The organism is Caldisericia bacterium, from assembly GCA_030018355.1.
Taxonomy (GTDB): Bacteria; Caldisericota; Caldisericia; order B22-G15; family B22-G15; genus JAAYUH01.
In genome coordinates this window covers 119,857-143,207 of the sequence record JASEFN010000002.1, presented here as the reverse complement: position 1 = coordinate 143,207, position 23,351 = coordinate 119,857, and the positions used below count along the sequence as shown (strand labels likewise).

General features: G+C 26.9%; 26 protein-coding genes. 16 read left to right on the top strand and 10 right to left on the bottom strand.

Going from position 1 to position 23,351, the window contains the following annotated elements; genetic code table 11:
• Window positions 1-8: 8 nt before the first annotated feature.
• From QMD25_02220 to QMD25_02200, 5 genes are all read right to left on the bottom strand, one after another.
• A complete protein-coding gene (locus QMD25_02220; protein MDI6860817.1) occupies window positions 9-563 on the bottom strand; it encodes a hypothetical protein in 555 nt (184 codons plus the stop codon).
• A gap of 90 nt (window positions 564-653) precedes the next feature.
• The gene (gene groL / locus QMD25_02215; GenBank protein MDI6860816.1) at window positions 654-2,267 is read right to left on the bottom strand and encodes a chaperonin GroEL; all 1,614 of its coding nucleotides are present in this window, start codon (window positions 2,265-2,267) and stop codon (window positions 654-656) included.
• A gap of 10 nt (window positions 2,268-2,277) precedes the next feature.
• Window positions 2,278-2,565: a co-chaperone GroES gene (gene groES / locus QMD25_02210; protein ID MDI6860815.1), complete on the bottom strand. Its 288-nt coding sequence runs from the start codon at window positions 2,563-2,565 to the stop codon at window positions 2,278-2,280.
• Window positions 2,566-2,675: 110 nt separating this feature from the next.
• Window positions 2,676-3,179: a hypothetical protein gene (locus QMD25_02205; protein MDI6860814.1), complete on the bottom strand. Its 504-nt coding sequence runs from the start codon at window positions 3,177-3,179 to the stop codon at window positions 2,676-2,678.
• Between the two features lie 3 nt (window positions 3,180-3,182).
• Complete coding sequence (locus tag QMD25_02200; protein ID MDI6860813.1) at window positions 3,183-4,475, bottom strand: hypothetical protein; 1,293 nt, start codon at window positions 4,473-4,475, stop codon at window positions 3,183-3,185.
• A gap of 391 nt (window positions 4,476-4,866) precedes the next feature.
• Between QMD25_02200 and QMD25_02195 the strand changes: the two genes are divergently transcribed.
• Genes QMD25_02195 through QMD25_02150 form a run of 10 tightly spaced genes read left to right on the top strand, consistent with a single transcriptional unit; the run spans window position 4,867 to window position 13,408 of the window.
• A complete protein-coding gene (locus tag QMD25_02195; GenBank protein ID MDI6860812.1) occupies window positions 4,867-5,448 on the top strand; it encodes an HD domain-containing protein in 582 nt (193 codons plus the stop codon).
• Window positions 5,423-5,827 (top strand): secondary thiamine-phosphate synthase enzyme YjbQ, encoded by a 405-nt coding sequence (locus tag QMD25_02190; protein MDI6860811.1) that lies wholly within the window; start codon window positions 5,423-5,425, stop codon window positions 5,825-5,827. The genes QMD25_02195 and QMD25_02190 overlap by 26 nt, the downstream gene beginning before the upstream one ends.
• Complete coding sequence (locus tag QMD25_02185) at window positions 5,820-6,341, top strand: hypothetical protein (protein ID MDI6860810.1); 522 nt, start codon at window positions 5,820-5,822, stop codon at window positions 6,339-6,341. Before QMD25_02190 ends, QMD25_02185 begins: the two co-directional genes overlap by 8 nt.
• Window positions 6,338-7,228, top strand: a complete 891-nt coding sequence (locus QMD25_02180) for an AEC family transporter (GenBank protein MDI6860809.1) — start codon at window positions 6,338-6,340, stop codon at window positions 7,226-7,228. The genes QMD25_02185 and QMD25_02180 overlap by 4 nt, the downstream gene beginning before the upstream one ends.
• A 40-nt stretch (window positions 7,229-7,268) precedes the next feature.
• Complete coding sequence (locus QMD25_02175; GenBank protein ID MDI6860808.1) at window positions 7,269-8,279, top strand: bis-aminopropyl spermidine synthase family protein; 1,011 nt, start codon at window positions 7,269-7,271, stop codon at window positions 8,277-8,279.
• The gene (alr, locus tag QMD25_02170) at window positions 8,276-9,442 is read left to right on the top strand and encodes an alanine racemase (protein ID MDI6860807.1); all 1,167 of its coding nucleotides are present in this window, start codon (window positions 8,276-8,278) and stop codon (window positions 9,440-9,442) included. Before QMD25_02175 ends, alr begins: the two co-directional genes overlap by 4 nt.
• 12 nt (window positions 9,443-9,454) lie before the next feature.
• Window positions 9,455-10,486, top strand: a complete 1,032-nt coding sequence (locus tag QMD25_02165) for a redoxin domain-containing protein (GenBank protein MDI6860806.1) — start codon at window positions 9,455-9,457, stop codon at window positions 10,484-10,486.
• Between the two features lies 1 nt (window position 10,487).
• Window positions 10,488-11,669, top strand: a complete 1,182-nt coding sequence (locus tag QMD25_02160) for a glutaredoxin domain-containing protein (GenBank protein ID MDI6860805.1) — start codon at window positions 10,488-10,490, stop codon at window positions 11,667-11,669.
• Window positions 11,670-11,687: 18 nt separating this feature from the next.
• Window positions 11,688-13,049: a GerMN domain-containing protein gene (locus tag QMD25_02155; GenBank protein ID MDI6860804.1), complete on the top strand. Its 1,362-nt coding sequence runs from the start codon at window positions 11,688-11,690 to the stop codon at window positions 13,047-13,049.
• Entirely contained in the window at window positions 13,046-13,408 is a 363-nt protein-coding gene (locus QMD25_02150; protein ID MDI6860803.1) for a CTP-dependent riboflavin kinase, read from the top strand. Before QMD25_02155 ends, QMD25_02150 begins: the two co-directional genes overlap by 4 nt.
• A 2-nt stretch (window positions 13,409-13,410) precedes the next feature.
• Here the strand turns inward: QMD25_02150 and QMD25_02145 are convergent, their stop codons facing one another.
• The 3 genes from QMD25_02145 to QMD25_02135 are packed head-to-tail and all read right to left on the bottom strand — an operon-like array spanning window position 13,411 to window position 15,026.
• Complete coding sequence (locus QMD25_02145) at window positions 13,411-13,989, bottom strand: ADP-ribosylation factor-like protein (GenBank protein MDI6860802.1); 579 nt, start codon at window positions 13,987-13,989, stop codon at window positions 13,411-13,413.
• 16 nt (window positions 13,990-14,005) lie between these two features.
• Window positions 14,006-14,491 (bottom strand): roadblock/LC7 domain-containing protein, encoded by a 486-nt coding sequence (locus tag QMD25_02140; GenBank protein MDI6860801.1) that lies wholly within the window; start codon window positions 14,489-14,491, stop codon window positions 14,006-14,008.
• Window positions 14,484-15,026 carry a DUF4388 domain-containing protein gene (locus tag QMD25_02135; GenBank protein ID MDI6860800.1) on the bottom strand — a complete coding sequence of 181 codons (543 nt, stop codon included), beginning with the start codon at window positions 15,024-15,026 and terminating at the stop codon, window positions 14,484-14,486. Before QMD25_02135 ends, QMD25_02140 begins: the two co-directional genes overlap by 8 nt.
• Before the next feature lie 74 nt (window positions 15,027-15,100).
• Here QMD25_02135 and QMD25_02130 point away from each other — a divergent pair, with 74 nt between their 5' ends.
• The 3 genes from QMD25_02130 (at window position 15,101) to QMD25_02120 (ending at window position 18,843) form a co-directional block, all read left to right on the top strand.
• Window positions 15,101-15,367 carry a hypothetical protein gene (locus QMD25_02130; GenBank protein MDI6860799.1) on the top strand — a complete coding sequence of 89 codons (267 nt, stop codon included), beginning with the start codon at window positions 15,101-15,103 and terminating at the stop codon, window positions 15,365-15,367.
• A gap of 64 nt (window positions 15,368-15,431) precedes the next feature.
• On the top strand, window positions 15,432-17,906 hold the full coding sequence (locus tag QMD25_02125) for an ATP-dependent Clp protease ATP-binding subunit (protein ID MDI6860798.1): 2,475 nt from the start codon (window positions 15,432-15,434) through the stop codon (window positions 17,904-17,906).
• Between the two features lie 76 nt (window positions 17,907-17,982).
• Window positions 17,983-18,843 carry a hypothetical protein gene (locus tag QMD25_02120; protein ID MDI6860797.1) on the top strand — a complete coding sequence of 287 codons (861 nt, stop codon included), beginning with the start codon at window positions 17,983-17,985 and terminating at the stop codon, window positions 18,841-18,843.
• Between the two features lies 1 nt (window position 18,844).
• On the opposite strand, the gene rpsT is transcribed toward QMD25_02120, so the two are convergent.
• Complete coding sequence (gene rpsT / locus QMD25_02115; GenBank protein ID MDI6860796.1) at window positions 18,845-19,099, bottom strand: 30S ribosomal protein S20; 255 nt, start codon at window positions 19,097-19,099, stop codon at window positions 18,845-18,847.
• 57 nt (window positions 19,100-19,156) lie between these two features.
• Complete coding sequence (locus tag QMD25_02110; GenBank protein ID MDI6860795.1) at window positions 19,157-19,672, bottom strand: archaemetzincin family Zn-dependent metalloprotease; 516 nt, start codon at window positions 19,670-19,672, stop codon at window positions 19,157-19,159.
• A gap of 58 nt (window positions 19,673-19,730) precedes the next feature.
• Here QMD25_02110 and QMD25_02105 point away from each other — a divergent pair, with 58 nt between their 5' ends.
• From QMD25_02105 to QMD25_02095, 3 genes are read left to right on the top strand one after another with little or no spacing between them, the layout of a single operon-like run.
• Window positions 19,731-21,278 carry a peptidylprolyl isomerase gene (locus QMD25_02105; GenBank protein MDI6860794.1) on the top strand — a complete coding sequence of 516 codons (1,548 nt, stop codon included), beginning with the start codon at window positions 19,731-19,733 and terminating at the stop codon, window positions 21,276-21,278.
• Between the two features lie 9 nt (window positions 21,279-21,287).
• Window positions 21,288-22,388 carry a peptidylprolyl isomerase gene (locus tag QMD25_02100; GenBank protein MDI6860793.1) on the top strand — a complete coding sequence of 367 codons (1,101 nt, stop codon included), beginning with the start codon at window positions 21,288-21,290 and terminating at the stop codon, window positions 22,386-22,388.
• A 1-nt stretch (window position 22,389) separates the two neighbouring features.
• Window positions 22,390-23,265: a hypothetical protein gene (locus QMD25_02095; GenBank protein ID MDI6860792.1), complete on the top strand. Its 876-nt coding sequence runs from the start codon at window positions 22,390-22,392 to the stop codon at window positions 23,263-23,265.
• Window positions 23,266-23,351 lie beyond the last annotated feature (86 nt).

Genomic DNA, 23,351 nt, shown 5'->3' with positions numbered 1-23,351 from the left:
TCTATAAATTATAAAAGATAAATTATAAAAATTATAAAATAAATCAACAATGTAATTAAAGAACTTCTTTTAAAAGATAAACCATAAAGGTATCTTAAACCTAAAAATGTATAAAGAAAGAGAAGAAGTCTAGGTGGATAGTAAAAGAAAAAAAGTGCTTTTTTAAAAAGAATCTCATTATTGTAAGAAAAAAGATAAATCAGTCCATACATGAATTTATTTAGGTATGAATAGGAGAATAAAACCATAAAAAAGAAAAGAACAAAAGAAGGTATAAAAATTAACAATGTATCACTAATAGCAAAAGCAAATTTTCTATCTATTCCAAAAATTTTTATAAAAACCTTTATAAAAAGAGAGACAAAAATTATAAATATGATATTAAACAAAAGTTGAATAATTGAACCGAAAAATAGAGTTTTCTCTTTTAAAAAACTATTCAAATAAAAAATTAAAATTATAAATAATAAAAAATAAAATGGAATAAGTTTAAAAAGTAAATTTTTATCTCTTACCTCCTCAAAGCATTTTTTTGGATTTAAAAAAATAAGAAAGATTTCCATAAAAATTTTATAACATAAAATAATAAAAAATAAAAAAGGGCTCTGGATAAAAATTCCAGAGCCCTTAAATCTTAAATTTCTTACTTTCTATTAATATTCAGGCATTGGAGGAGGTGATGCTTTCTCTTTTTCTGGTATCTCAGTAACTGAAGCCTCTGTTGTTAAAAGAAGCGATGCAATAGATTCTGCATTTTGAAGTGCAGATCTTGCTACCTTTGCTGGATCAATTATTCCTGCATCAAGAAGATTTTCAATTTTGTGAGTCTCAGCATTAAATCCAATTCCGTCTTTACTCTCTTTAATTTTCTCAACGATCATAACTCCTTTTTCGCCAGCATTATCTGCAATCTGTCTTAATGGTGCTTCAAGTGCTTTTCTTACAATGTTAACTCCTGCAATATAATCTGTATCACCATTTTTAAATTTATCGAGAACTTTTTGAGCATTAATATAAATTACTCCACCACCTGGTACAATTCCCTCTTCAACTGCTGCTTTTGTTGCTGCAACAGCATCTTCAACTCTATGTTTTCTCTCTTTCATTTCAGTTTCTGTTGCTGCACCAACTTTAATTATTGCAACACCACCAGAAAGTTTAGCAAGTCTTTCTTGTAATTTTTCTCTATCATAATCTGATTTTGTTTCTTCAATCTGCTTTTTAATTTGTGCGATTCTTGCTTCGATATCTCTCTTTGCACCTTTTCCACCAACTATAGTTGTATTGTCTTTATCAACTTTAACTTTGTCTGCTCTACCAAGCATATCAAGAGTAACATTTTCAAATTTGATTCCAAGGTCTTGAGAGATTACTTGACCACCTGTAAGAATTGCAATATCCATTAACATCTCTTTTCTTCTGTCACCAAAACCTGGAGCTTTTACTGCACAACATTGGAATGTTCCTCTAACTTTATTAACTACTAATGTTGCTAATGCTTCTCCTTCAACATCTTCAGCAATTACAAGGAATGGTCTCCCAGTTTGAACAATCTTTTCAAGTAGTGGCAAGAATTCTTGAATTCCTGAAATCTTTTTATCTGTTATTACGATAAATGGCTCTTTAAGTTCAACTTCCATCTTTTCAGGATCTGTAATGAAGTATGGAGAGATATAACCTCTATCAAATTGCATACCCTCAACAAGTTCAACCTTTATGTCTAAACCTTGCCACTCTTCAACTGTGATGACTCCATCTTTTCCAACTTTTTCCATTGCATTAGCGATTGCCTCTCCAATTTTTGGATCTTTTGAGGAAACAGTCGCAACTTCTGCAATTCTTTTCTTTTCATCAACTTTCATTGCGACTTTCTTTATGTATTCAACAACCTCTTTAACAGCGTCATCCATTCCTCTTTTAAGAAGAACTGGATTTGCACCAGCAGAAACAAGTTTAAGTCCTTCATGAATCATTTCTTGTGCTAAAACTGTTGCTGTAGTTGTTCCATCACCTGCTACATCATTTGTTTTCGAAGCAACTTCTTTAAGAAGTTGTGCTCCTAAGTTCTCAAATGGATCTTTAAGTTCAATTTCTTTTGCAATAGAAACACCATCGTCTGAAACAACAGGAGATCCAAATTTTCTTTCAAGCACAACATGTCTTGCTGTTGGTCCAAGTGTTACTCTTACTGTATTAGCAACTGCATCAACACCTTCAAGAAGTTTTTTTCTTGCGTCTTCACTGTATAAAATTTGCTTTGCTGCCATATTTCACCTCCTACTCTAAAATTGCTAAAACATCCCTATCAGATAAGATCAAATATTCTTTATCATCAATTTTTACTTCAGTCCCTGCATATTTTGAGTAAATAACAATATCCCCCTCTTTAACTTCCATAGGGCTTCTTTGTCCATTATCTAAAATTTTTCCAGGGCCAACTGCAATAACTTTACCTTTTTGAGGTTTTTCTTTTGCAGTGTCTGGTAAAACAATACCTGATTTAGTTTTTTCTTCTTCTTTTTCAGGCTCAACAATAATCTTGTCACCAATTGGTCTTAACTTCATATACTCACCTCCTTATTAGCACTTTAATATATAGAGTGCTAAATCTATTATAAAATTATAAAAAGGAATATTTTTTTGTCAAGAGTTTATATATTTAGAAATTTATTATTTTACTCTTCTATCATTTCACTCCATTTTTTGCTTAACTCATCTCTTCGTGGTTTATAAACAACTTCAAAAAAATATCTTTGTGATAAAAGAACCCCTTTGTCATAAGATGAAACAATTTCAATTGCCTCTTGCCATGCTTTTTCAAACTTACCCTTAAATCTTCTTTCAATCTCTTTTTCAAAATCTTCTTCAGTTTGAACTTCTCCCCCAATTGTGTAATAAACCCTTCCGTCAATTTCTACTGCATAAGCAATCTCATCTCCAATTGAATCAATTTTAAAAGATTCTCTTATCTTTTTTAATTTATCTTCACTCACTTTTTTTCTCTTTAGGATAATTTCTGTTGGAGTTATCTCTTTTGCACCCTTGAAACCTTTTTTTGCTGCTGCATAAAAAATTGCTCTATTTAATCCAAAACTTTTAGCGGTTTTTATGTCTTTTCCCAAAACATATGCTCTTGCTGCCTGAAGTGTTGCCATAACTTGAAATCTTCCAACTGCCATTTTTTACCTCCTTATTCCTTTTATTTTTTTCCAATATAAAGTAGCAATTGGCCCATCTTTTCCAACAATATACCTACTATTTATCTCTTTTATTACAATCCCTTCATTTCCAGATATAATGCTTTCTCTTAAATCTTTTTCTAAATCAGTGAGTCTTTTATACTTTAAAATTTCTACTCCTTCACCAAAATTTAAACAATTAAGAATTTCTTTTCTTTTGTAAAGAGGAAAATTTCCTAAAAATTCATATTTATAATAGATAATATCAAAAACATAAATTATAGGCTTCGCTTTATTAGTTCCAGAAAAAAGAGATGGAATATATCTTCTCCCTTTATCAGAATAAAGTTCACAATCTAAAATTGTTCCATCAGGAATATTATCAAAAAGAGATTTCGAGATCTTTAATTTATTACTCCAATCAGGATTTTTTTCCAATCTTCTACCAAAAAAGAAAACTTTTCCTTTTTCTTTAATTATCTCTAATCTCCATCCATCTATTTTTGGCTCAACTATCCATTCACCATTTAATTTTTCACCAAAATATGGTATTGGTTGCATAAGCCAAATTGGTTTTAATAACTCTTTCCTTTCTATCCCTCTGTTTAAAATAAAATTTAAAAGAGAACTATCTTCATCTCTTGAAAAAGGTTTATCAATCCAATATGATACTCTATGGGGCCTATCTTCACTTTCTATACCTTTAATACTTTTTGTTCCAATAACTTTAACTATTCTTGGAAGATCATACATATTATCAATTTTTAAATTGAGTTCTTCTATTTCTTTCTTAAATTTATCTCTTATAAAATTCTCAAACCAAAGAAGAGACTCTTCAACATCATATCTATTTTCATCATTTATAAAAAAATATGGTAAAACAAAAAAGAGAGATACCCCATTTCCTGTCATGGCTCTAAATGGAGGTTTGAAATTTAAATTTATAAAGAAATTTTTTATTTTTTCTGATAAAAAAATTGCTCTATTAAGTTCCTCTTCGTTGGAGGGTAAATTTTTTGGTCTTAATGGATCAATATCAATAACTGTTAAGTTAAGTCCAACAATATCTTCTTTTTTTGCTGGATATCTAATATCTTCCCTTCTATCTCTAATACCAACATATATATTTCTTTTTTCATTGAAATTTAGACAAAGTTCTAAAAACTTTTCTTCACTTTTAACAAATTTAACAATTGGATATAAAGTCTCTTTTAGCATCCTTAATTCAGTTGGACCTTTATGATTTAATAATTTATAAGTAAGTTTTATATCTTCTATATTAAAATTTTCTTTCATATTTCCTCTAAATTCATTTTATAAAATTTTATGTTATAATATGAAAAGTTGTAGATACTAATTGATATGATTGATATATTAAGGAGAGAGGCAAAATTCTTTAAAAAAATTTTTAGAACTTGATTACATCTCCATTAAAACAAAAAATGGTAGTATAACTATTGGAGAAAAATTAAATAATTTTTTTACATATAAAATTCAAATTGATGAAAATACATTTTTTGAAGCATCAAGGGTTGAAGATTTTAATGAAAAGGAACTTTTTGTTTTAAAGTTTTTTGTTAAATTAATTCTTGATTCTTATTCAGAGAATGAAGATTTAAATATAAGTTATTTAAATACAAGCACACTCAATAGTTTTGATAAAGTAATATTTCAATCTAATATACAATTGAAAGAAGAATTAATTAAAATGCTCCTTGAAACTATAAAAGTAAAAGATGAAGAACTATTTGAACACTCTAAAGGAGTTAGTTTTTATTCTAAATTAATCGCATCAAAATTTTTCAACGAAGAAGATAAAATAAAAGACATAGAAATTGCAGCACTTCTTCATGATATTGGAAAAATTTCAATAAAAGAGGAAATATTATTTAAACCATCTAAATTAAGAGAAGATGAATTTGAAATAATAAAAAAACATCCTGAGGTTGGATATAAAATAATTTCAAGAAGTGAATTATTAAAAGATATAGCAAATTATGTATTATTACATCATGAATGGGCAAATGGTATGGGTTACCCTTTTGGTTTAAAAGGAGACAAAATTCCTATTGAAGCACAAATTGTTTCTATTGCAGATTATATTGAAGCAAATTTAAATAGAAGAAATTATGCAACAAATAAAACAATTTCTTCACTTATAAAAGAGTTAGAGTCTCTTAAAAATATAAAATTTAAAGAAGAGATTGTTAACAAAGCAATAGAGGTTTTAAAAACAATAGAAGATGAAAACGAAGGTTTTGTATATTAAATCAAGAAAAAGAGTTGAAGCAATAGATATAACAGACCAAGTTTTAGAATTTGTCAAAGAGAGTGAAGTTAGAGATGGAGTTCTTTTTATTTATGTACCTCATACAACAGCGGGTTTAACAATAAATGAAAATGCAGATCCAAGTGTTATTGAAGATATTTTAAATAAAGCCTCAGAACTTGTTCCACGATCATCAAATTATAAGCATCTTGAAGGAAATGCTGATTCTCACATAAAATCATCCATATTTGGAATATCTCATCAACTTTTAATAGAAGATGGAAGAGTTATTCTTGGAACATGGCAAGGGATCTTTTTTCTTGAATTTGATGGACCAAGAGAAAGAAAAGTATATTTAAAAATTTTAAAAAATGAATAAAGAGGCTTGTCTTATAATTATTGGAGAAGGTGGAATTCCCTCAGATTTTCCCAAAGGAGATTTATATGAATTTTTAAATCTTAAATCTAAAATTCTATCAAGCCTCTATTTAAATGAAGATGAAAGAAAAAGATTTGAAGAACTTAAAATAAAACTTAACACTTGGGATAGAAATTTTAGAAATGATGAATATTATCATGCATTAATTGATTTAAGTAATTTTATCACTTTAAATTATAAAATTATAACTTTTTATTCATTTTTAGACTATTGTGAACCTGACCTTATTAATTCTATAGAAAACGCTATAAATTCAAATTACAATAAAATATATATTTTATCAACAAAATTTATTCTCAAAAAAGAAGAGGCGCTTAAGATTAAAGATGAGATAAATTTTATGAAAATTAAATATAAGAATGTAGAAATAATAAATTTAACTGATTTAAACTTTGATGAAATTTCAAAATTTATGATAGATATTATTAAAAAGAAAGAGGATAAAGAAATTTGATCACAAAAATAATTTCTTTTTTAATTTTAATTTTTCTTGGATTTTTCTTAAAAAAGATAAAATTTTTAAATGAGGGAGATGGAGAATTATTAAGAAAAATATTGTTTAATGTATCACTTCCTTCTCTTGTTATGTATTCTATACTATCATCAAATTTTACTAGAGATTTCTATCAAATTTTCTTTATTGTTCCAACCACAATGATTATTCAATTTTTAATTTCGTTTTTTTTATCTTCAGTTTTTTTTAAAGATAAAAAAGAGGTCGCTACTTTGATTTTGATTTCAGTTATGGGAAATACTGCATTTCTTGGATATCCACTTGTTGAATTATTTTTTACATCAAAAAATCTTCCTTATGGAATTTTTTATGATCAAGTTCACTTTTATACATTTCTTATTTTAATATTTCCTCTTTTAACCTATATCTCCAAAAGTGAAAAAAGTGGCTTAAAGAATTCATTTATAACCCCGCCTGTTATTGCTTTTCTTATATCTCTTTTATTAAAAAATTTCATCTTGCCAAATATTTTATTTGAATCGCTTAATATTTTAAAACAATCTGTAACTCCTTTAGTTCTTTTATATCTTGGAGTTAATCTTGACCTTAATATTTCAAAAAAAGATTTATCTTATTTAATCCTTGTAATTTTTTTAAAACTTATCCTTTTACCCTATATAACACTTTATATTTCTAATTTATTTAAGGCAAATTTAATGGTCAAAAATGTATCACTACTTCAATCTATGATGCCAACAATGATGGCAACAATCATTTTTGGATCTCAAATAGGTTTAAATAAAAAAATTATTGCAAAAGCAGTAGGAATAACAACAATTGTTTCATCAATTACAATAACTATTTTATCAAAAGCACTTATAGGTTAAAATAAAAAAAGGTGACTTTAAACCAAAAAGGAGGTGAGAGATGGAAAGATTAAGAGAAGAGATTCTTTTTATTCTTTCTCGAAAAGATACAGATTTTTTTGAAATCATATCTAAAAGCAATTTCACTGCAAAAGAAGTTTTAGATGAATTAAAGAAAATGAAAGCGGAGGGATTAATAGAAGAAAAGAATGGGGTTTTTAAATTAAAAGAAAAAATAGAGGTAAAGATATCTACTGATTTTATATGTGATAAATGCAGGGGGCGAAGGGTTTACGATAGAAATGGATTATGGAGTAATTTAAAGAAAAAATATGAGGAAATTGCTAAATTAAGGCCACGCCCTGTTCAAGTATATGATCAGGGTGTCATTGATTCTGATACTGCAATAGGAAGGTTTTTATATATGTTAACTAGGGGGGATGTTTATAAAAAGAAAATTCTAATTTTAGGTGACGATGATTTAATGGGAATTTTATTCTCTTTATCAAATATAACAGATGAAATAGTTGTTCTTGAAATTGATAAGAGGATCGTTGATTTTATAAATGAAATAAAAAAAGAGTATAAATTGAATAATTTAACTGCATATGAGTATGATGCAAGAGAGAAACTTCCAGAAAAATTTGTTGACAAATTTGACACATTCTTTACAGATCCAGTTGAAACAGTTGAAGGTTTACTTATTTTTGTCTCTAGAACTTTAGCCTCACTAAAAGGGAAGGGGAATGCAGGTTATTTTGGATTAACATCAATTGAATCTAATGGAGAAAAGTGGCTTAAGATTCAAAAGAGTCTGAATGAGATGAATCTTGTTATAACAGACATTGTTAGAAATTTCTCTTTTTATGAACTTGGTGATGACATTTTAAATAGCGATCTTTTAATTGTAAAAGAGAATCCATTTAATATTCAAAATCCTACATTCCATTGGTATAACTCTCACCTATTTAGAGTTGAAGTAGTTGGTGTAAAAAAACCAAAATATGTTGAAAGTGTAAATTTAGGAAGAGAGTTATATTTTGATGAATATACTTATGTTGTTACGCCATGAGTGAAGAAAATATCTTATTAAGGCCTTTTTGGGCCGAAATTAATCTTGATGCTTTAAAGAAAAATTACCTTTTTTTAAGAAGTGTAGTTAAAGATAAAAAATTAATTTCTGTTGTTAAAGCAGATGCATATGGTCATGGTGCCCCAGAAATAGCGAGTGAACTTGAAAGTTTGGGTAGCGACTATTTTGCAGTCGCTACCCTTGAAGAAGGTATTGAATTAAGAATAAAAGGTATATCAAAACCAATTCTTATATTTGGATATATTTTTCCAAAACAAGTTGATTATATTATAAATTTCTCATTGACTCCAACGGTTTATTCAATTGATTTTGTAAAAGAGTTAGATAAAATTTGTGAAATAACAAGAGAAAAGGTGAATATTCATATAAAAATAGACACTGGAATGGGAAGAGTTGGTATTCTTTGGAATGAAGCAGTAGATTTTATAAAAGAAGTTTTTAAATATAAAAATATAAATGTTGAAGGCCTATACGCACATTTTTCTTCTGCAGATGAAAAGGATAAAACATTCTCAAGAATCCAATTTGAAAGATTTATGAAGGTTGTTGATGAACTTGAAAAAGAGAAGATTAAAATTCCTTTAAAACATCATGGAAACTCAGCAACAGTTATTGACCTTCCAGAATATATTTTAGATGGAGTAAGATGTGGAATTTCTCTTTATGGATTAAAACCTTCTCAGGAAGTCAAAAATGTAAAACTTTATCCTGTTATGAGTTTGCATTCTAAAATTATATTTTTAAAAAAAGTTCCACCTAATACTCCAATAAGTTATGGAAGAACATTTATAACAAAGAAAGAAAGTATAATTGGAACTCTTCCTTTTGGTTATGCAGATGGATATCCAAGAATTTTGTCAAATAAAGGAGTTGTTTTATATAAAGGGAAAAGAGTAAAAGTTGTTGGAAGAGTTACAATGGATCAAGTTATGATTGATCTCTCACGCTTTAAAGATGTTAAGGTTGGCGATGATGTTATAATAATGGGTAAAGATGGCAAAGAGGAAATAAGTGCAGATGATATTGCAAAAAAATGTAATACAATTAACTATGAAATAGTTACAAGAATAGGAAAAAGAGTACCAAGAGTATACATTAAAAATGGAGAGGTTGTAAAAATTAAAACCCTTTTAGATAGATAGAGGAGGATGAAAATGGATAAGAAAAAAGAGTTTAAAAAGAGAGAAAATGGTTTAAGAAATTATTTTCTAATTGCAGGGTTAATTATAGTTGGACTGTTTTTAATTATTGCGATTTTAAGCCTTTCTAATAAAGAAATTTCTCTTGATAATGCTCTTAAAGAGATTTTTGGGAAAGATTATAAAGTATTAGACTCAAAAAGTTATGTACTCCCAGATGATCCAAATTTTGCCTTATCTATTGATACAGTTGTAAATTCAAAAGGAACAATTATAGGTAAATATGCACTTCTTTCAATAAAAGATCTCTCCCTTAAAAATAAAGATAACAGTGTAAAAATTGTGGTTGTGTTTGATGATAAAGCAAAAATATCTAAAATTAAAAGTTTAAGCAATATAAAAACAGACAAGACAACTAATTGGGATGACTTTTTCTCAAAATTTATAGGAAAGGACTATAAAGATCTTCTTTCTATAGTAATACCTCTTCCTGCAGAAAATGGAGAACTAGCAACACTTTTTAAGGACAAATTAATAAAAAGTGCTGCAATTTCATACATAAGTGAATATGGTGTTGAGGCGTATACATCTTTAAAACCTCCCCAAACTGAAACAGAGACAAAAAGACTCAAAATTGGTGATAAAATTCCTTTCTTTGAAACAACTGATATAAATGGCGAAATTATTTCAAGTGAATCAATTAAAGGTAAAAAAACAATAATTATTTCAACAAATGCAACATGCGGGTCATGTATTGAAAAGACACATACTTTTGATGAATTACTTTACAAAATAGGGAAAAATAAAAAATTTAATTATATACTTATTTCTGAAACTGGAAAAGAGAAAACAGTTAATGAATATTTAAATAAAACTCAAAATAAAAATATGAAAATAGTTATAGATACATCAAGAGAACTTCTTGAAAAATTAACGATTGAATTTACACCAGATCTTCTTTTTGTTGATATAGATGGAACAATTGTTTACCATAACTTTCCGTCTTCACAAGATATAGAACAAAGATTAACTGAATTTTTAAAGTAAAATGAAGATAAAAAAAATAATTTTTTTATTTTTAATTTTGTTTTTTATTTTATCTTTTATAACAAAAAAAGTACTCTTCTCTAAAAGCGAAGAAATTTTAATTTACTATTTTTATATTGAAGGTTGTCCTGAATGTGCTCGTGTAAAACCTTTTCTTGAAACACTTGAAGCAAGGTATAACAATTTAAAAATAACAAAATTAAATATTGCTGAAGTTGATAATCAGGAGTTAAGAGCAAAACTTGATGAGGCCTTTGGTGTTCCAAATGAAAAAAGAGGTGTTGTTCCTGCAATTTTTATTGGAAAAAGTTTTTTTATTAGAGAAAAAGATATTTTTGAAAATTTAAGAGATAAAATAGAAAATTTTGATTATATAGAGAATAATTTCTTACTTCAAGCATTATCAAAGGATATTTCTGGTAAGGAAAAGATTAAAGAGTATTTTGAAAAGTTTGGAGTGTTTGTAATTTTATTTGCAGGATTAATTGATGGTGTAAATCCATGTGCATTTGCTGTTTTAATATTCTTTATTACATTTCTTTTAGCAACTGGAAGAAAAAGAGATGATATTTTAAAGGTTGGCTTCTTTTTTACTCTTGGAGTTTTTATTGCATATCTTCTTTCAGGAGTTGGAATATTTAGAGTTATACAAAAATATTCAATAGTTGGAATATTTTCTAAAATATTGTATCTTCTAACAGCACTCCTTGTTTTAATATTTGCTGTTCTTTCATATATAGATTATTTAAAGATAAAAAGTGGAAGAGGCGAAGATATTGTGCTCCAACTTCCTGGTTTTTTTAAAAAAACTGCAAAAGATATGATAAAAAGAAATTTAAACACATCTATTATTGCTCTTTCAGCATTTCTTGTTGCTTTTCCAATTTCAATTATTGAATTTTTGTGCACAGGACAAACATATCTTCCTACAATTGTTTATATTATAGGAGTTCCAGAACTTAAAGCAAGAGGTCTACTTTATTTAATAATTTATAATTTTATGTTTGTTCTTCCACTTATTTTAATATTCTTAGGAGTCTATTTTGGTCTATCTCAAAGAGCGCTTGGAAAACTTATGAGAGAGAATGTTGGAAAAATAAAATTAATAACTTCAATAATTTTCTTCATTTTAGGTGGGTATTTAATTTATCTTGTCTTAAAATCTTTTGGAATTATATTCTAAAGTTTTATAATTAATTAGATGAGAAAAAAAGTAATTAAAAAAAGAGTGTATAAAGAAAGAAGGTTTGCTTTAATTTTCATTCTAATATTTATTGTAATCTTCCTTTTTTCGTTAAGATTCTTTTCCTTTAATCCTCAAAATGAAAATGTAAAAATATATTTTTACGAAAAGAAATCAAATGAACTTGTTTTTGAAAAAAGAGTAATTCCAAAATACAGAAATTTAACTGAAAAAATAAAGAGGCTTGTTGAAGAGGTTATAAAAGGACCAAAATCTGAAACTTTAGAAAAAGTTGTTGACCCAAATACAAAAATTTTATCAATTGATATTGATAAAGATAGAGTGATAATATCTTTCTCAAAAGATATAAAAAATAGAGTTTTAGAAGGAGTTTCAGGTGAGGCTGCATCCCTTTACTCAATTGTAAATACAATAATAGGAAATACATCATTGAGAAGTGTTGATATTTTAATTGAGAATAAAAGAGAAAATTTTTATTGGGAATCAATATCAATTTCATCTCCTTTAGGATTTCTCTCATCAAAAATTCCTTCTGGTAAAAAAATTTTTCTTTATTATTATGACAAAAATTTAGAATATCCAGTATTAATCCAATCAGAGATTCAAGAACCAAAAGATAATCTTGAATGGGCAAAACTAATTTTTGATAAATTAAAAAGTGGACCACCAACAATATACGAAAATTATTTATCAAAAACAATCCCAGATATTGCGACTCTTAAAGAGATAAAAATTGAAGGAGATAAAGTAATTTTAAACTTTAGCCCAGACATATTATCTTATAAGGGTTTTGGATCTTCATCTGAAATAGCATTTATGTATTCGATAACTCTTTCAATGACAGAAATTCCAGGTATTAAAAAAGTGCAATTTCTTGTTGATGGAAAGATTGTAGAAACAATTGGTGGAAATTTTGAAACCCTTAAACCTATAACAAGGTGGTATTATGATTTAAATCCACCCCCTGAAAATATGTATGGTTATCCTATTTATTTCGTTTTAAAAATAGATGACAAATTTTTCATTTCTCCTCAAATTGTTTTCACCAATAAAAAAGATGAAGCAAAACTTATTTTTGATAAACTTCTTACACCTATTAAACCACTTGAAACATTTATTCCAAATGGTGCTAAATTAAATTCTTATTCAATTAAAAATGAAATTTTATCTTTAGACATTGCTCTTGATCCATCAAAAATTGATTCTAAAGAGAAAGAAGAATTTATGATGAAACAAATTTTATTAACATATTTTGATTCAATGAATGTAAAAGAGATAAATATTTCTATAAATGGTAAAAAAATAAAACTGCCATTTGGAACAGATTTAACAAAAAGTTTTACAAAAGATTCATTATGAAACTCATTGGAACTGTAATATCAGGATTTAAGGAAGGTTCAAAATATGTGAAAATATATAAAGATAAAATAAAAAAAGCAATTGGAATAAATCCTTATGAGGGGACACTTAACCTTAAGGTAGAAATTGATATTAAAAATGTAAAATTTAAAAATAAGATTAAAATTGATGGATTTAATGGTTTTGGAACAATTTATTTAATACCATGTAAAGTTAATGAATTTTATGGATATATTGTAATTCCTGAAAAATCAAAACATAAAAATGTAGTTGAAATTATTTCAGATGTTTCATTGAGAGAAAAAGGTAAATTAAAAGATGGAGATAAAATAACAGTTGAGTTTGAAGGTTTTGAATAAATTTAAATAACCTTTTTAACAACAAGTTTTGAAATTAATTTCAAACATTCCATAACACCAATTCCTTGAACAGCAACTGCTTCAAAATAAGGAAATGAATTTATATTGAGGACTTTATTTAAATCTTCTACTGTCACAATATTTGGTAGATCTCTTTTATTGTATTGAAAAACGATGGGTGTATCTTCTATTGATAATCCATACTCTTTCATGTTTTCAATCATATCTTTAAGTGATTCTAAATTTTTTTCAAAAATCTCTTTTTGAGAATCAGCAACAAAAACAATTCCATCTGTTGCTCTAAGTATTGTTTTTCTTGTAAGTGAATAAATTGCTTGACCTGGAACTGTGTATAAAGAAAGTTTAATAGTGTAACCTTTTACATTTCCTAAATCAAGAGGTAAAAAATCGAAAAAAAGAGTTCTTTCATCTTGTGTAGCAATAGATGTAAATTTACCTTTAAGGTCCTGTGGTAATTTTTCATAAATAAACCTTAAATTTGTTGTTTTGCCACTCATTGCAGGACCATAATAAACAATTTTAAAAGTTATCTCTTTGGTGGAATAATTAATTAGTGCCATTGATATGTTTTAAATATCAGAAGAGATTTTCAAGTTTATTTTCTATCTCTTCTTCAAGTCCCTCTTTTTCTTCTAACTTCTTTTCCTTAACTGTAGTAACATTCTTTAAGAATGGAGAAATTTCAGAATGAATTTTCTTTGACCAGAATCTTATTGCACCAATAGGAGCATTATTATCGAAAATAATAATTAATAATACCTGAGGGACAAGAAGTGAAATATGTATATTTGTTTCTTCCCCTTGGTGAAAAGTAACTGTAAACTCTTTTTCTCCTAAGAGTTTTGCAAGTTCATTTGTTGCTGAAAAAAGGCCAGCAGACAAAGCACATATATTCGATGCGTCTCTTCTTGAAATAGAGCCATGTTTTGTAATAATTTGACCTGATCTATCTGATAGCAAAATGTGTTTTGCTTGCGAATCAGCAAGAGTTTGAGCAAGATAATCATCTACCCTTTTTAAATCTTCATCAGATATTACAACAGAACTTAATCCTTCAGCCATTATCCTTCTCCTTTCTAAGTGAAATTATACCTTTTTTATATAATTCTTCAATAATATTAATCATTTTTATTTTTTCAGTTCCTATCTCTTCAATTATATCACATAATTTTTTCTTGCCATCTATCAAATTTAAGAATCTCCATTCATCAACAGTGATAGAAATATTTTCCATTTCAATTTTATCATTTAAAATTGGAATAAAATTAAGCATATCTTCTTTTGTTCTAAACTCATCCTGAAGAGAGATTGCTTCAATAACTGTTTTCGATGTATCTTCATCAATTGTTGGAGCAGGAAGAATAATATTTTCAACAAATCTAAATGAACCTCTATTCCAATTTAATATCTCAATCAGAGCCTCTTTTCCAATATTATCAATTGAGTGAGCATGAATAAGTTTTCCATTCTTAAAATAAAGCTCACCCTTCTCCTTTGTGGGTAAAACGATTTCAAGTTTTCCAGTTTTACCCATATTTGATAAAGTCTGAATTAACTCTAAAATACCTAAAACTCCAATATCTCCTTTTAGTTCCATATTTAAATCACCTTTTAATTTTTCATTTTTATGTTATTATACAATAAATTTAAAAAATTAATATGAGGTGAATAATGGGTATGCCAATTGGACCAAGAATAAGAAGAGTAGGAGTGATGATTTTAACATCCTCTAATTTTATGATTAAAGGAAAAATATCTGTTCCTGAAGACATGAGATTTTCAGACGCTTTAAATAAATTTTTAAAAGAAACAAAATTTATCCCAGTTATTGAACTTGAAATTTTAGATTCAAATCAAAATTTAATTGGAAAAGGAGATTTCTCTTTAATTAACAAAGATCATATTATAGCAATATATCCTCTCGAAAAAGGTTTATAAAATCAAATTATAAGATTAAAAAATTTAATTAGTGTTATAATTAACTTGAGAACTGGAGGTGAATATGGAATTTTGGGATTATCTTACAGATAACTCAAGACAGGTTTTCTACCTTGCTCAGGAGGAAGCCCAAAGACTCAATAATAATTATATTGGAACTGAACACCTTTTGCTTGGACTTATAAGACTTGAAAATACAACAGCAGCAAAGGCTCTAACACGTTTTAATATCGATTATTCAATATTAGCATCAAAAATAAGAGAAATGGTTTCTGGACTTTCAACTGATGAAGACTATTACTCTTCAAAAAGAATAATTCTTACTCCAAGAGTGAAAAGAATTCTTGAGTTATCGAAAATGATTGCTCAAGAAATTGGTGAATATTATGTGGATACAGAACATATACTTTTAGGAATGATAGAAGAAGGGGAGGGAATGGCTATAAAAGTTCTTGAGGAACTTGGAGTTGAACCTGAAAGATTAAAAGAAGAGATATATGAATTGATTGAAGAAAGAAAATATGGAAAGAGAGGAGAAGATAGAAGAGATAGAACAAAAGAGAGAACTAAAACTCCAACACTTGATCAATTTTCAAGAGATCTTACACTTCTTGCTCAACAAAATAAACTTGATCCAGTAATAGGAAGAGAGAAAGAAATTAATAGGGTTATAGAAATTCTTTCCAGAAGAACAAAAAATAACCCAGTTCTTATTGGAGATCCTGGAGTTGGAAAAACAGCAATTGTTGAAGGACTCGCACAAAAAATTGTTAAGGGAGATGTACCAGAACCACTTAAAAATAAAAGAGTTATTGCACTTGATTTGCCTTCTCTTGTTGCAGGAACAAAATATAGAGGCGAATTTGAGGAAAGAATGAAAAGAGTTTTACAAGAGATAAAAAGAAGTCAAGGAGAAGTAATTTTATTTATAGATGAAATACATACTCTTGTTGGAGCAGGAAGTGCTGAAGGAGCAATTGATGCATCAAATATTTTAAAACCAGAACTTGCAAGAGGAGAGATTCAATGTATTGGAGCAACAACATTAAAGGATTACAGAAAATATATTGAAAAAGATTCTGCTCTTGAAAGAAGATTTCAACCTGTTTTTGTTGAAGAACCAACACCTGAAGAGACCATTGAAATTCTAAAAGGATTAAGAAGCAAATATGAAGAACATCATAAAGTAAAAATTTTAGATGAAACTCTAGTTGAGGCAGTTAAACTTTCGACAAGATATATAACTTCAAGATTTTTACCTGATAAAGCAATTGATTTAATTGATGAAGCAAGTGCAAAGGTAAGATTAAGACTCTCATCAAAACCTCAAGAAATAATTGAATTAGAAAATAAAATAAAAGAAGCAAGAGAAAAAAAGATGAAAGCAATAAGTGAACAGAAATTTGAACTTGCAGCAAAATATAGAGATGAAGAGACTAAATTAAGATTAAAGTTAGAGGAAGTAAAGGAAAACATAAAGAAATTAAGAGAAACAGAATGGCCAGAAGTAAAACCAGAGGATGTGGCTGAAGTCGTTTCAATGTGGACAGGAATTCCGGTAAAAAGATTAATGGTTGAAGAGAGAGAAAGACTTTTAAGACTTGAAGAGGAACTTCATAAAAGAATTGTTGATCAAAATGAAGCTGTTGAAGCAGTTGCAAAAGCAATAAGAAGAGCAAAAGCAGGTCTTAAAGATCCAAATAGGCCTATTGGATCGTTTCTATTTTTAGGACCAACTGGAGTTGGAAAAACAGAACTCTCAAAAGCACTTGCAGAAATTCTTTTTGATAGTGAAGATGCTTTAATTAGACTTGACATGTCTGAATATATGGAAAAATTCAATGTTTCGAGACTCATAGGTTCACCTCCAGGTTATGTTGGATATGAAGAAGGAGGACAATTAACTGAAGCAGTTAGAAGAAGACCATATTCAATAGTGCTCTTTGATGAAATTGAAAAAGCACATCCAGATGTTTTTAACATTCTTTTACAAATTCTTGATACTGGAAGACTTACTGATAGTCAAGGACATATTGTTGATTTTAGAAACACAATAATAATTCTTACTTCAAATCTTGGTACATCTTATGATTCAACAAAGAAGTTTGGATTTATTAAAGAAGATGAAATTGATTATAAAGAGATGAAACAAAGAGTTCTTTCTGAATTAAAAAATACATTTAGACCAGAGTTTTTAAATAGAATAGATGAAATTGTAATATTTAACTATTTGTCAAAAGAGGATGTTAAAAAGATACTCGATATAATGATGAAAAAAATAAAAGATGAATTAAAAGATAGAAGCATAACAATTCAACTTACAGAAGATGCAAAAGATTTTATAATTGAAAAAGGATTTGATAAGAATTTTGGAGCAAGAAATTTATGGAGAACAATTCTTAGAGAAGTTGAAAATCCTCTTTCTGAAAAATTGCTTAAAGGTGAATTTGAAGATGGAGATACAATACTAATTGATAAAGATTCAGATTCATTAACTTTTAAAAAGATTGAGGAAAAAGAAAGTATCTCTCAGGGATAATTATATTAAAACAATAAACGAAATTATAAAAGGGGAGTTATTCCCCTTTTATATTTTATTAGGAAATAATTTCTATTTGAAAAATCAATTAATAGAAAAATTAAAAGGAGTTCTTAAAGTTGATAAAATTAACATAATTGATGGTGAAACCGATAAAAAAACGATTCTTGATTTAATTGAATCACCATCTTTTTTCTTCTCTTCTCTTCTTTTTTATATAAAGGATGCAGATAAATTACAAGATTTTAGGTGGGAGGATTTTAATTCAAGAAAAAATAGAATTATAATTTTTGAATCAAAAGAAGGGACTCTTCCTCCACCACCACTTTATCTTGAAGAAAAAGTTAAATATGTTATAGACGAACCAATTGATGAGAATATCTTAAAAAAATGGGTTATTAAAAAATTTGAAGAAAATGGTAAAAGAATTGATGAGAGAATTGCACTTAAATTAATTTTTGAACTTCAGTCAAATTTGGATTTATTATATACTGAAATCGAGAAACTCTCTCTTCTTCAAAAGGAGATAATAATAGAAGAAGACATTGATAATTACTGCTATAGAATTAATATTCCTAATATTTATGAAATCATATTCACCTATTTAAAAGGCAGAAAAAGAAAATTTTTAACACTTTTTTCTGATCTTCTTCAAAGTGGAGAACCAATTGAAAAAATTTTTTATCTTATCTTAAATAAAGTTTTAAATTTAATTGATGTTAAAGTTGCAACTATAAAAGGAATTAGTGAAAAAAATTTAAAAGATAGCCTTAAACTTACTCCGTTTCAAATTTCAAATTTGATAAATGAATCAAAAGAATATTCTTTTGAAGAACTTTTTTCCTTCTTAAAAGATTTACTTGAAATTGAAAAAAGTATTAAATTAAGCAAAAGTTATATTAAAGAAAAATTAGAACTTGATTTAATTAAAAAATAATTTAAAATCTTGAGAGTTCTTTCATTAATTTGCTTTTCTTTCTTGCAGCAGTATTTTTATGTAGAACACCTTTGCTTACAGCGTGATCAATAAAAGAAATTGCAATTCTTGATTTTTCTAAAAATTCCTCTTTTGTAGTTGCCTTCATTGCCTCTTTTATCAAATTCTTAATTCTTGTTTTATAATATTTATTTCTTGCTTGTCTTTTCAAACTCTTTTTAGCATTCTTTATTCCAGATTTAATTCTTTTTGCCATCTTCCTTTTACTCCTTTCAAGTTTAAATCAACTTATATATTTTATCAAAATATTCTCTTATTTCAACACATTAAGTTTCATTTCACATATTTCACAAAAATTTTTTTCTTTTTTATCTACCTCTAAAAGGGAAAGGGAGAAACTCATTACACATCTTTTATTTTCACAATGATTCAATCCAAATGTATGTCCAATCTCATGAACTGCTTCTTTTATGCATCTCTCTTTAAATTTATTTAAATTTTTATCAAAAAGTCTATAAATAGAAATTATTGAATATTTACCATTAAGTTCTGCACATCCAAATAAAAAATTATATCCTTCATCAAAAATATCCTCATTTATTACTCCCAGAATTTTATCTGCATCATTGATCCTCATCTCTTTTAAGTAGTCAATCAATTTGCTTGCATAATATTGATTTCTTACAAAGTTTTTATGTATTTCTTTTGGAGTTATTTTATCTCCTAAAGACACTTCTACATTAAAAATTTTTTCTAAATTAACCTTAATATCTTCAAGAATAAAATAAGGTGGATTAATTATAGGAATAATATTTATCTTCTTTATCATAATAATATTTTAACAAAAATAATGTGATATAATTTTATGGACAAGGAGGTAACTATTTATGGGAAGACTCAAAAAGATTAAGGATGAGAGAAAAAGACTTAAGAAGGAAGGAGTTTTAGATAAAAATAAAATTAAAAATATAATTATTAAATCAATCGCTTTATTTTTGATAGCAATAATAATAAGTTTAGGTATAACATTTTTGATTGCATATAAAGATAGAGATATCTATGCAAAAGTTGGTTCAACAGTTATAAAAAATAGTGAATTAAATTCAAGAATTGAAGCAGTAAAAAATCAATATAAAAGTTATGGAATAGATCCAGAAGATCCACAATACAAGTCAATTTTTGATTCAATTATAGAGAGTGTAAAAGAAGAATTAATTAATCAAGCAATTTTTGAAGAATATGCAAAAAGAAATAATATTAAACCAACAGATGAAGAGATAAAGACAAGAGTTGATAAAGAAATTGAAAATATTAAAAGTGGTTTTAAATCTGAAGAGGAATATCAAAATGCACTTAAACAATCAAGATTTAAAACTGAAGAGGCTCTAAGAGAAGAATTAAAAAAATATGTTATACCTGATATTTTAGAGGCAAAAGCGCTTCAAGAAATATACTCTCAAATTAAAATTACTGATGAAGATGCTTTAAAATATTTCAACGAAATAACTCAGGTGAGAGCAAGGCACATTTTAATTAAAGTTGATGAAAATGCTGATGAAAAAACTATTGAAGAGAAAAAACAACTCGCTGAGTCAATTAGACAAAGAATCTTAAAAGGAGAAGATTTTGCTCGTCTTGCAAAAGAGTATTCTGAAGATGAAGGAACTAAAGACAAAGGAGGAGATCTTGGCTTTTTTGGAAAAGGACAGATGGTAAAAGAATTTGAAGATGCTGCTTTTTCTTTAAAACCAGGAGAAATTAGTGAAGTTGTAAAAACAAAATATGGTTTTCATATAATCCAAGTTCTTGAGACAAAAACTAAAGGGGAAAGTTATGATCAACCAGAAAAAGTTAAAGCAAAACATATTTTAATAAAAGTTGATAAAAATGCACCACAAGAGGAAATTGAGAAAAAGAGAAAACTGGCAGACGAAATTTATAGTAGATTACTTAAAGGAGAAGATTTTGCTCGTCTTGCAAAAGAGTATTCTGAAGATGAAAATACAAAAGAGAATGGAGGAGATTTAGGAGAGGTTGCAAAAGGTACAAAAGGAGATAATTGGGACAATATAGTTTTTAATTTAAAGAAAGGGAGTTTTTCAAAACCATTTGAAACAGATGAAGGATATGAAATTGTATATGTTTATGATAAGATTCCATTTAAAAAGGCTAAATTTGAGGATGTAAAGGATGATATTAAAAAAACTCTTGAAAATCAGAAAAGAAATGAATTAAGAAATCAGTGGCTTAGTGAAAAGAAAAATGAGTTTGGTGTAAAATATGGAAATATTTGGACAGAAACAACAAATTATTTAAAGAAAACTTTTTTAGATCCTCTCAAAAATGTTATATCAAAATTGAGAAGTTCAATTCAACAAAATAGTGGAACAACTACAACTCCAAATGAATCTAATAATAATGAGAATAAGCCATAAAAGATAGATATGAAAAAGATTAAAAAGATAAAACTATTTAAATTTAAAAGAAGTTTTAAAATATTTTTAATACCAATAGCAATCATTGTAATATCAGGAATATTTTTATTTGATATTTACACTAAAAGAGATTTGGCTGCTGTGGTTTGTGGAGAAAAAATTTATAAAGCACAAGTTGAAGCAGCAGTAAATAGAAAAATAAAAGAGTATCAAAAAGATAATATAAATCTTACACAAATTGAAATTAATGCAATTAGAAAGCAAATTTTAAATGATCTTATTGAAGATGTTCTACTTGATACATATGCAAAGGAGCATAACATAGTAGTAACTGAAGAAGAAGTAAAAAATGAAATTCAAAGAATGAGAGAATATACTGGTCTTACAGAAGATGAAATCTATAAACAAGCATTGAGTAAATATCAACTTCTTGAATCAGATATTAATGAAATGGTAAGAAGTGCTCTTCTTGCAGATAAAGTTTATTATGAAGTTATTAAAGACTTAAATATAAGTGATGAAGAATTGTGGGACTATTTTATTAAAAGAGTCAGTTTTTATAATGGAGCAAGAAGAGTATCTCATATATTTATTGCTATAAATACGCAAAAAGATACAATAGATGATATAAATTCAAAATATGAAAAGATGAAAAAAATAAGGCAAGAACTTTTAAAAGGAAAAAAATTTGAAGATTTAGTAAAAGAATATTCTGAAGATTTATCAACAAAAGAGGCAAATGGAGATCTTTTTTGGTTTAGAAAAGGAACAATTTCAGACCCAGAAATCTCAAAAGCAGTTTTTTCATTAAAAGTAAATGAGATTTCAGAAGTTATTAAAAGTCAATATGGATTTCACATATTTAAAATTACTGATTCTGTTCCAGAAAATTTATCATCTTTAAAAGAAGAAGAAGAAATTAGAAAATATTTTGAGAAAATAAAGGAACTTATAAAAATTGATGCGCTTTATCAAAAAAGTGAAGAAAAGATAAAAGAGTTTAATAAATCTCTTTGGGAAATTTATAAAAATAGAATTAAAATTGGAAATACATGGGATAAAATTAAAGAAACAATGAATAATTTTTTAAAAAAACTTGAGGGAAGTTAAAATGAAAAAAAGCATAATAATATTAATTATTATTATTGCATTAATTTTAATTGGTGGGTTTATATTTTTCACTGGAACCCACATAGAGGGTATTGTTTATGATGCTCAAACAAATAAAAGAGTTAGCGATGCATTAGTTACAATTAATGGAATAAAATTCAAAACTGATATTGATGGAAGATTTAGGGCTTATTCTCCTCCTTTAAATAAAGTGATAACAGTTGAAAAAAGTGGATATAAAACTTTTTCTGAAGTTTTTCCTGCAAAATTTGGTATTCAATTAATAGAAATTGGAATAAAACCATACACATTTGACGAAATATTTTCAGATTTTAAAAATAAATTAAATACAATTAAAAGTTATCATTATACTTATGAAATTCAGAGTGAGGTCGATGGAACAAGCGAAAAAATGACTATGGAACTTTATCAAACAATTGATGCAAATCATTTCATTTCAAAAAAAGAAAATGAATCTTATTTAGAAATTTACATATTAAAAGATTTTATCTATTATAGAGACAATTCAACAAAACAATTTGAAAAAATTGAGAAAGAGAAATTTCAAGAAAATATACCAATTTTAACACTTAAAGATATCTTTGAACTTTTCTCAATAAAATCAACTCCATCTTCTTTTTCATTTTTAAAAGAGGAAAAAGTTAATAATGAAGATGCCTTAATATTTAATGTTAAATGGGAAGATCTTTTTTCGACATCAGAAGGAAAAATATATTTAAGAAAAAAAGATAATATTGTAATTAAAATGGAGTTTGTAGACACTGGTGTAAATGAAGAAGGAAAAAATGTTAAAACAATAGTTACTTTTAATTTAACTGATATAAATAAAGATATAAAAATAAATCCCCCTCAATAATTAAAAAAACCTATTAATATACTTTTCTATACATACCTCTTGACAAATTTTAATTATTTATTATAATAATAATTGATAATAAAAAT

Excerpts from the sequence above, each read along its gene's own strand:
- groL (MDI6860816.1), bottom strand. The coding sequence starts at position 2,267 with ATGGCAGCAAAGCAAATTTTATACAGTGAAGACGCAAGAAAAAAACTT.
- QMD25_02190 (MDI6860811.1), top strand. The coding sequence starts at position 5,423 with ATGAAAACGAAGGTTTTGTATATTAAATCAAGAAAAAGAGTTGAAGCA.
- QMD25_02175 (MDI6860808.1), top strand. The coding sequence starts at position 7,269 with ATGGAAAGATTAAGAGAAGAGATTCTTTTTATTCTTTCTCGAAAAGAT.
- QMD25_02100 (MDI6860793.1), top strand. The coding sequence starts at position 21,288 with ATGAAAAAGATTAAAAAGATAAAACTATTTAAATTTAAAAGAAGTTTT.
- QMD25_02145 (MDI6860802.1), bottom strand. The coding sequence starts at position 13,989 with ATGGCACTAATTAATTATTCCACCAAAGAGATAACTTTTAAAATTGTT.
- groES (MDI6860815.1), bottom strand. The coding sequence starts at position 2,565 with ATGAAGTTAAGACCAATTGGTGACAAGATTATTGTTGAGCCTGAAAAA.
- QMD25_02095 (MDI6860792.1), top strand. The coding sequence starts at position 22,390 with ATGAAAAAAAGCATAATAATATTAATTATTATTATTGCATTAATTTTA.
- QMD25_02200 (MDI6860813.1), bottom strand. The coding sequence starts at position 4,475 with ATGAAAGAAAATTTTAATATAGAAGATATAAAACTTACTTATAAATTA.
- QMD25_02155 (MDI6860804.1), top strand. The coding sequence starts at position 11,688 with ATGAGAAAAAAAGTAATTAAAAAAAGAGTGTATAAAGAAAGAAGGTTT.
- QMD25_02185 (MDI6860810.1), top strand. The coding sequence starts at position 5,820 with ATGAATAAAGAGGCTTGTCTTATAATTATTGGAGAAGGTGGAATTCCC.
- QMD25_02165 (MDI6860806.1), top strand. The coding sequence starts at position 9,455 with ATGGATAAGAAAAAAGAGTTTAAAAAGAGAGAAAATGGTTTAAGAAAT.
- QMD25_02150 (MDI6860803.1), top strand. The coding sequence starts at position 13,046 with ATGAAACTCATTGGAACTGTAATATCAGGATTTAAGGAAGGTTCAAAA.
- QMD25_02105 (MDI6860794.1), top strand. The coding sequence starts at position 19,731 with ATGGGAAGACTCAAAAAGATTAAGGATGAGAGAAAAAGACTTAAGAAG.
- QMD25_02135 (MDI6860800.1), bottom strand. The coding sequence starts at position 15,026 with ATGGAACTAAAAGGAGATATTGGAGTTTTAGGTATTTTAGAGTTAATT.
- rpsT (MDI6860796.1), bottom strand. The coding sequence starts at position 19,099 with ATGGCAAAAAGAATTAAATCTGGAATAAAGAATGCTAAAAAGAGTTTG.
- QMD25_02220 (MDI6860817.1), bottom strand. The coding sequence starts at position 563 with ATGGAAATCTTTCTTATTTTTTTAAATCCAAAAAAATGCTTTGAGGAG.
- QMD25_02130 (MDI6860799.1), top strand. The coding sequence starts at position 15,101 with ATGGGTATGCCAATTGGACCAAGAATAAGAAGAGTAGGAGTGATGATT.
- QMD25_02110 (MDI6860795.1), bottom strand. The coding sequence starts at position 19,672 with ATGATAAAGAAGATAAATATTATTCCTATAATTAATCCACCTTATTTT.
- QMD25_02140 (MDI6860801.1), bottom strand. The coding sequence starts at position 14,491 with ATGGCTGAAGGATTAAGTTCTGTTGTAATATCTGATGAAGATTTAAAA.
- alr (MDI6860807.1), top strand. The coding sequence starts at position 8,276 with ATGAGTGAAGAAAATATCTTATTAAGGCCTTTTTGGGCCGAAATTAAT.
- QMD25_02160 (MDI6860805.1), top strand. The coding sequence starts at position 10,488 with ATGAAGATAAAAAAAATAATTTTTTTATTTTTAATTTTGTTTTTTATT.
- QMD25_02205 (MDI6860814.1), bottom strand. The coding sequence starts at position 3,179 with ATGGCAGTTGGAAGATTTCAAGTTATGGCAACACTTCAGGCAGCAAGA.
- QMD25_02125 (MDI6860798.1), top strand. The coding sequence starts at position 15,432 with ATGGAATTTTGGGATTATCTTACAGATAACTCAAGACAGGTTTTCTAC.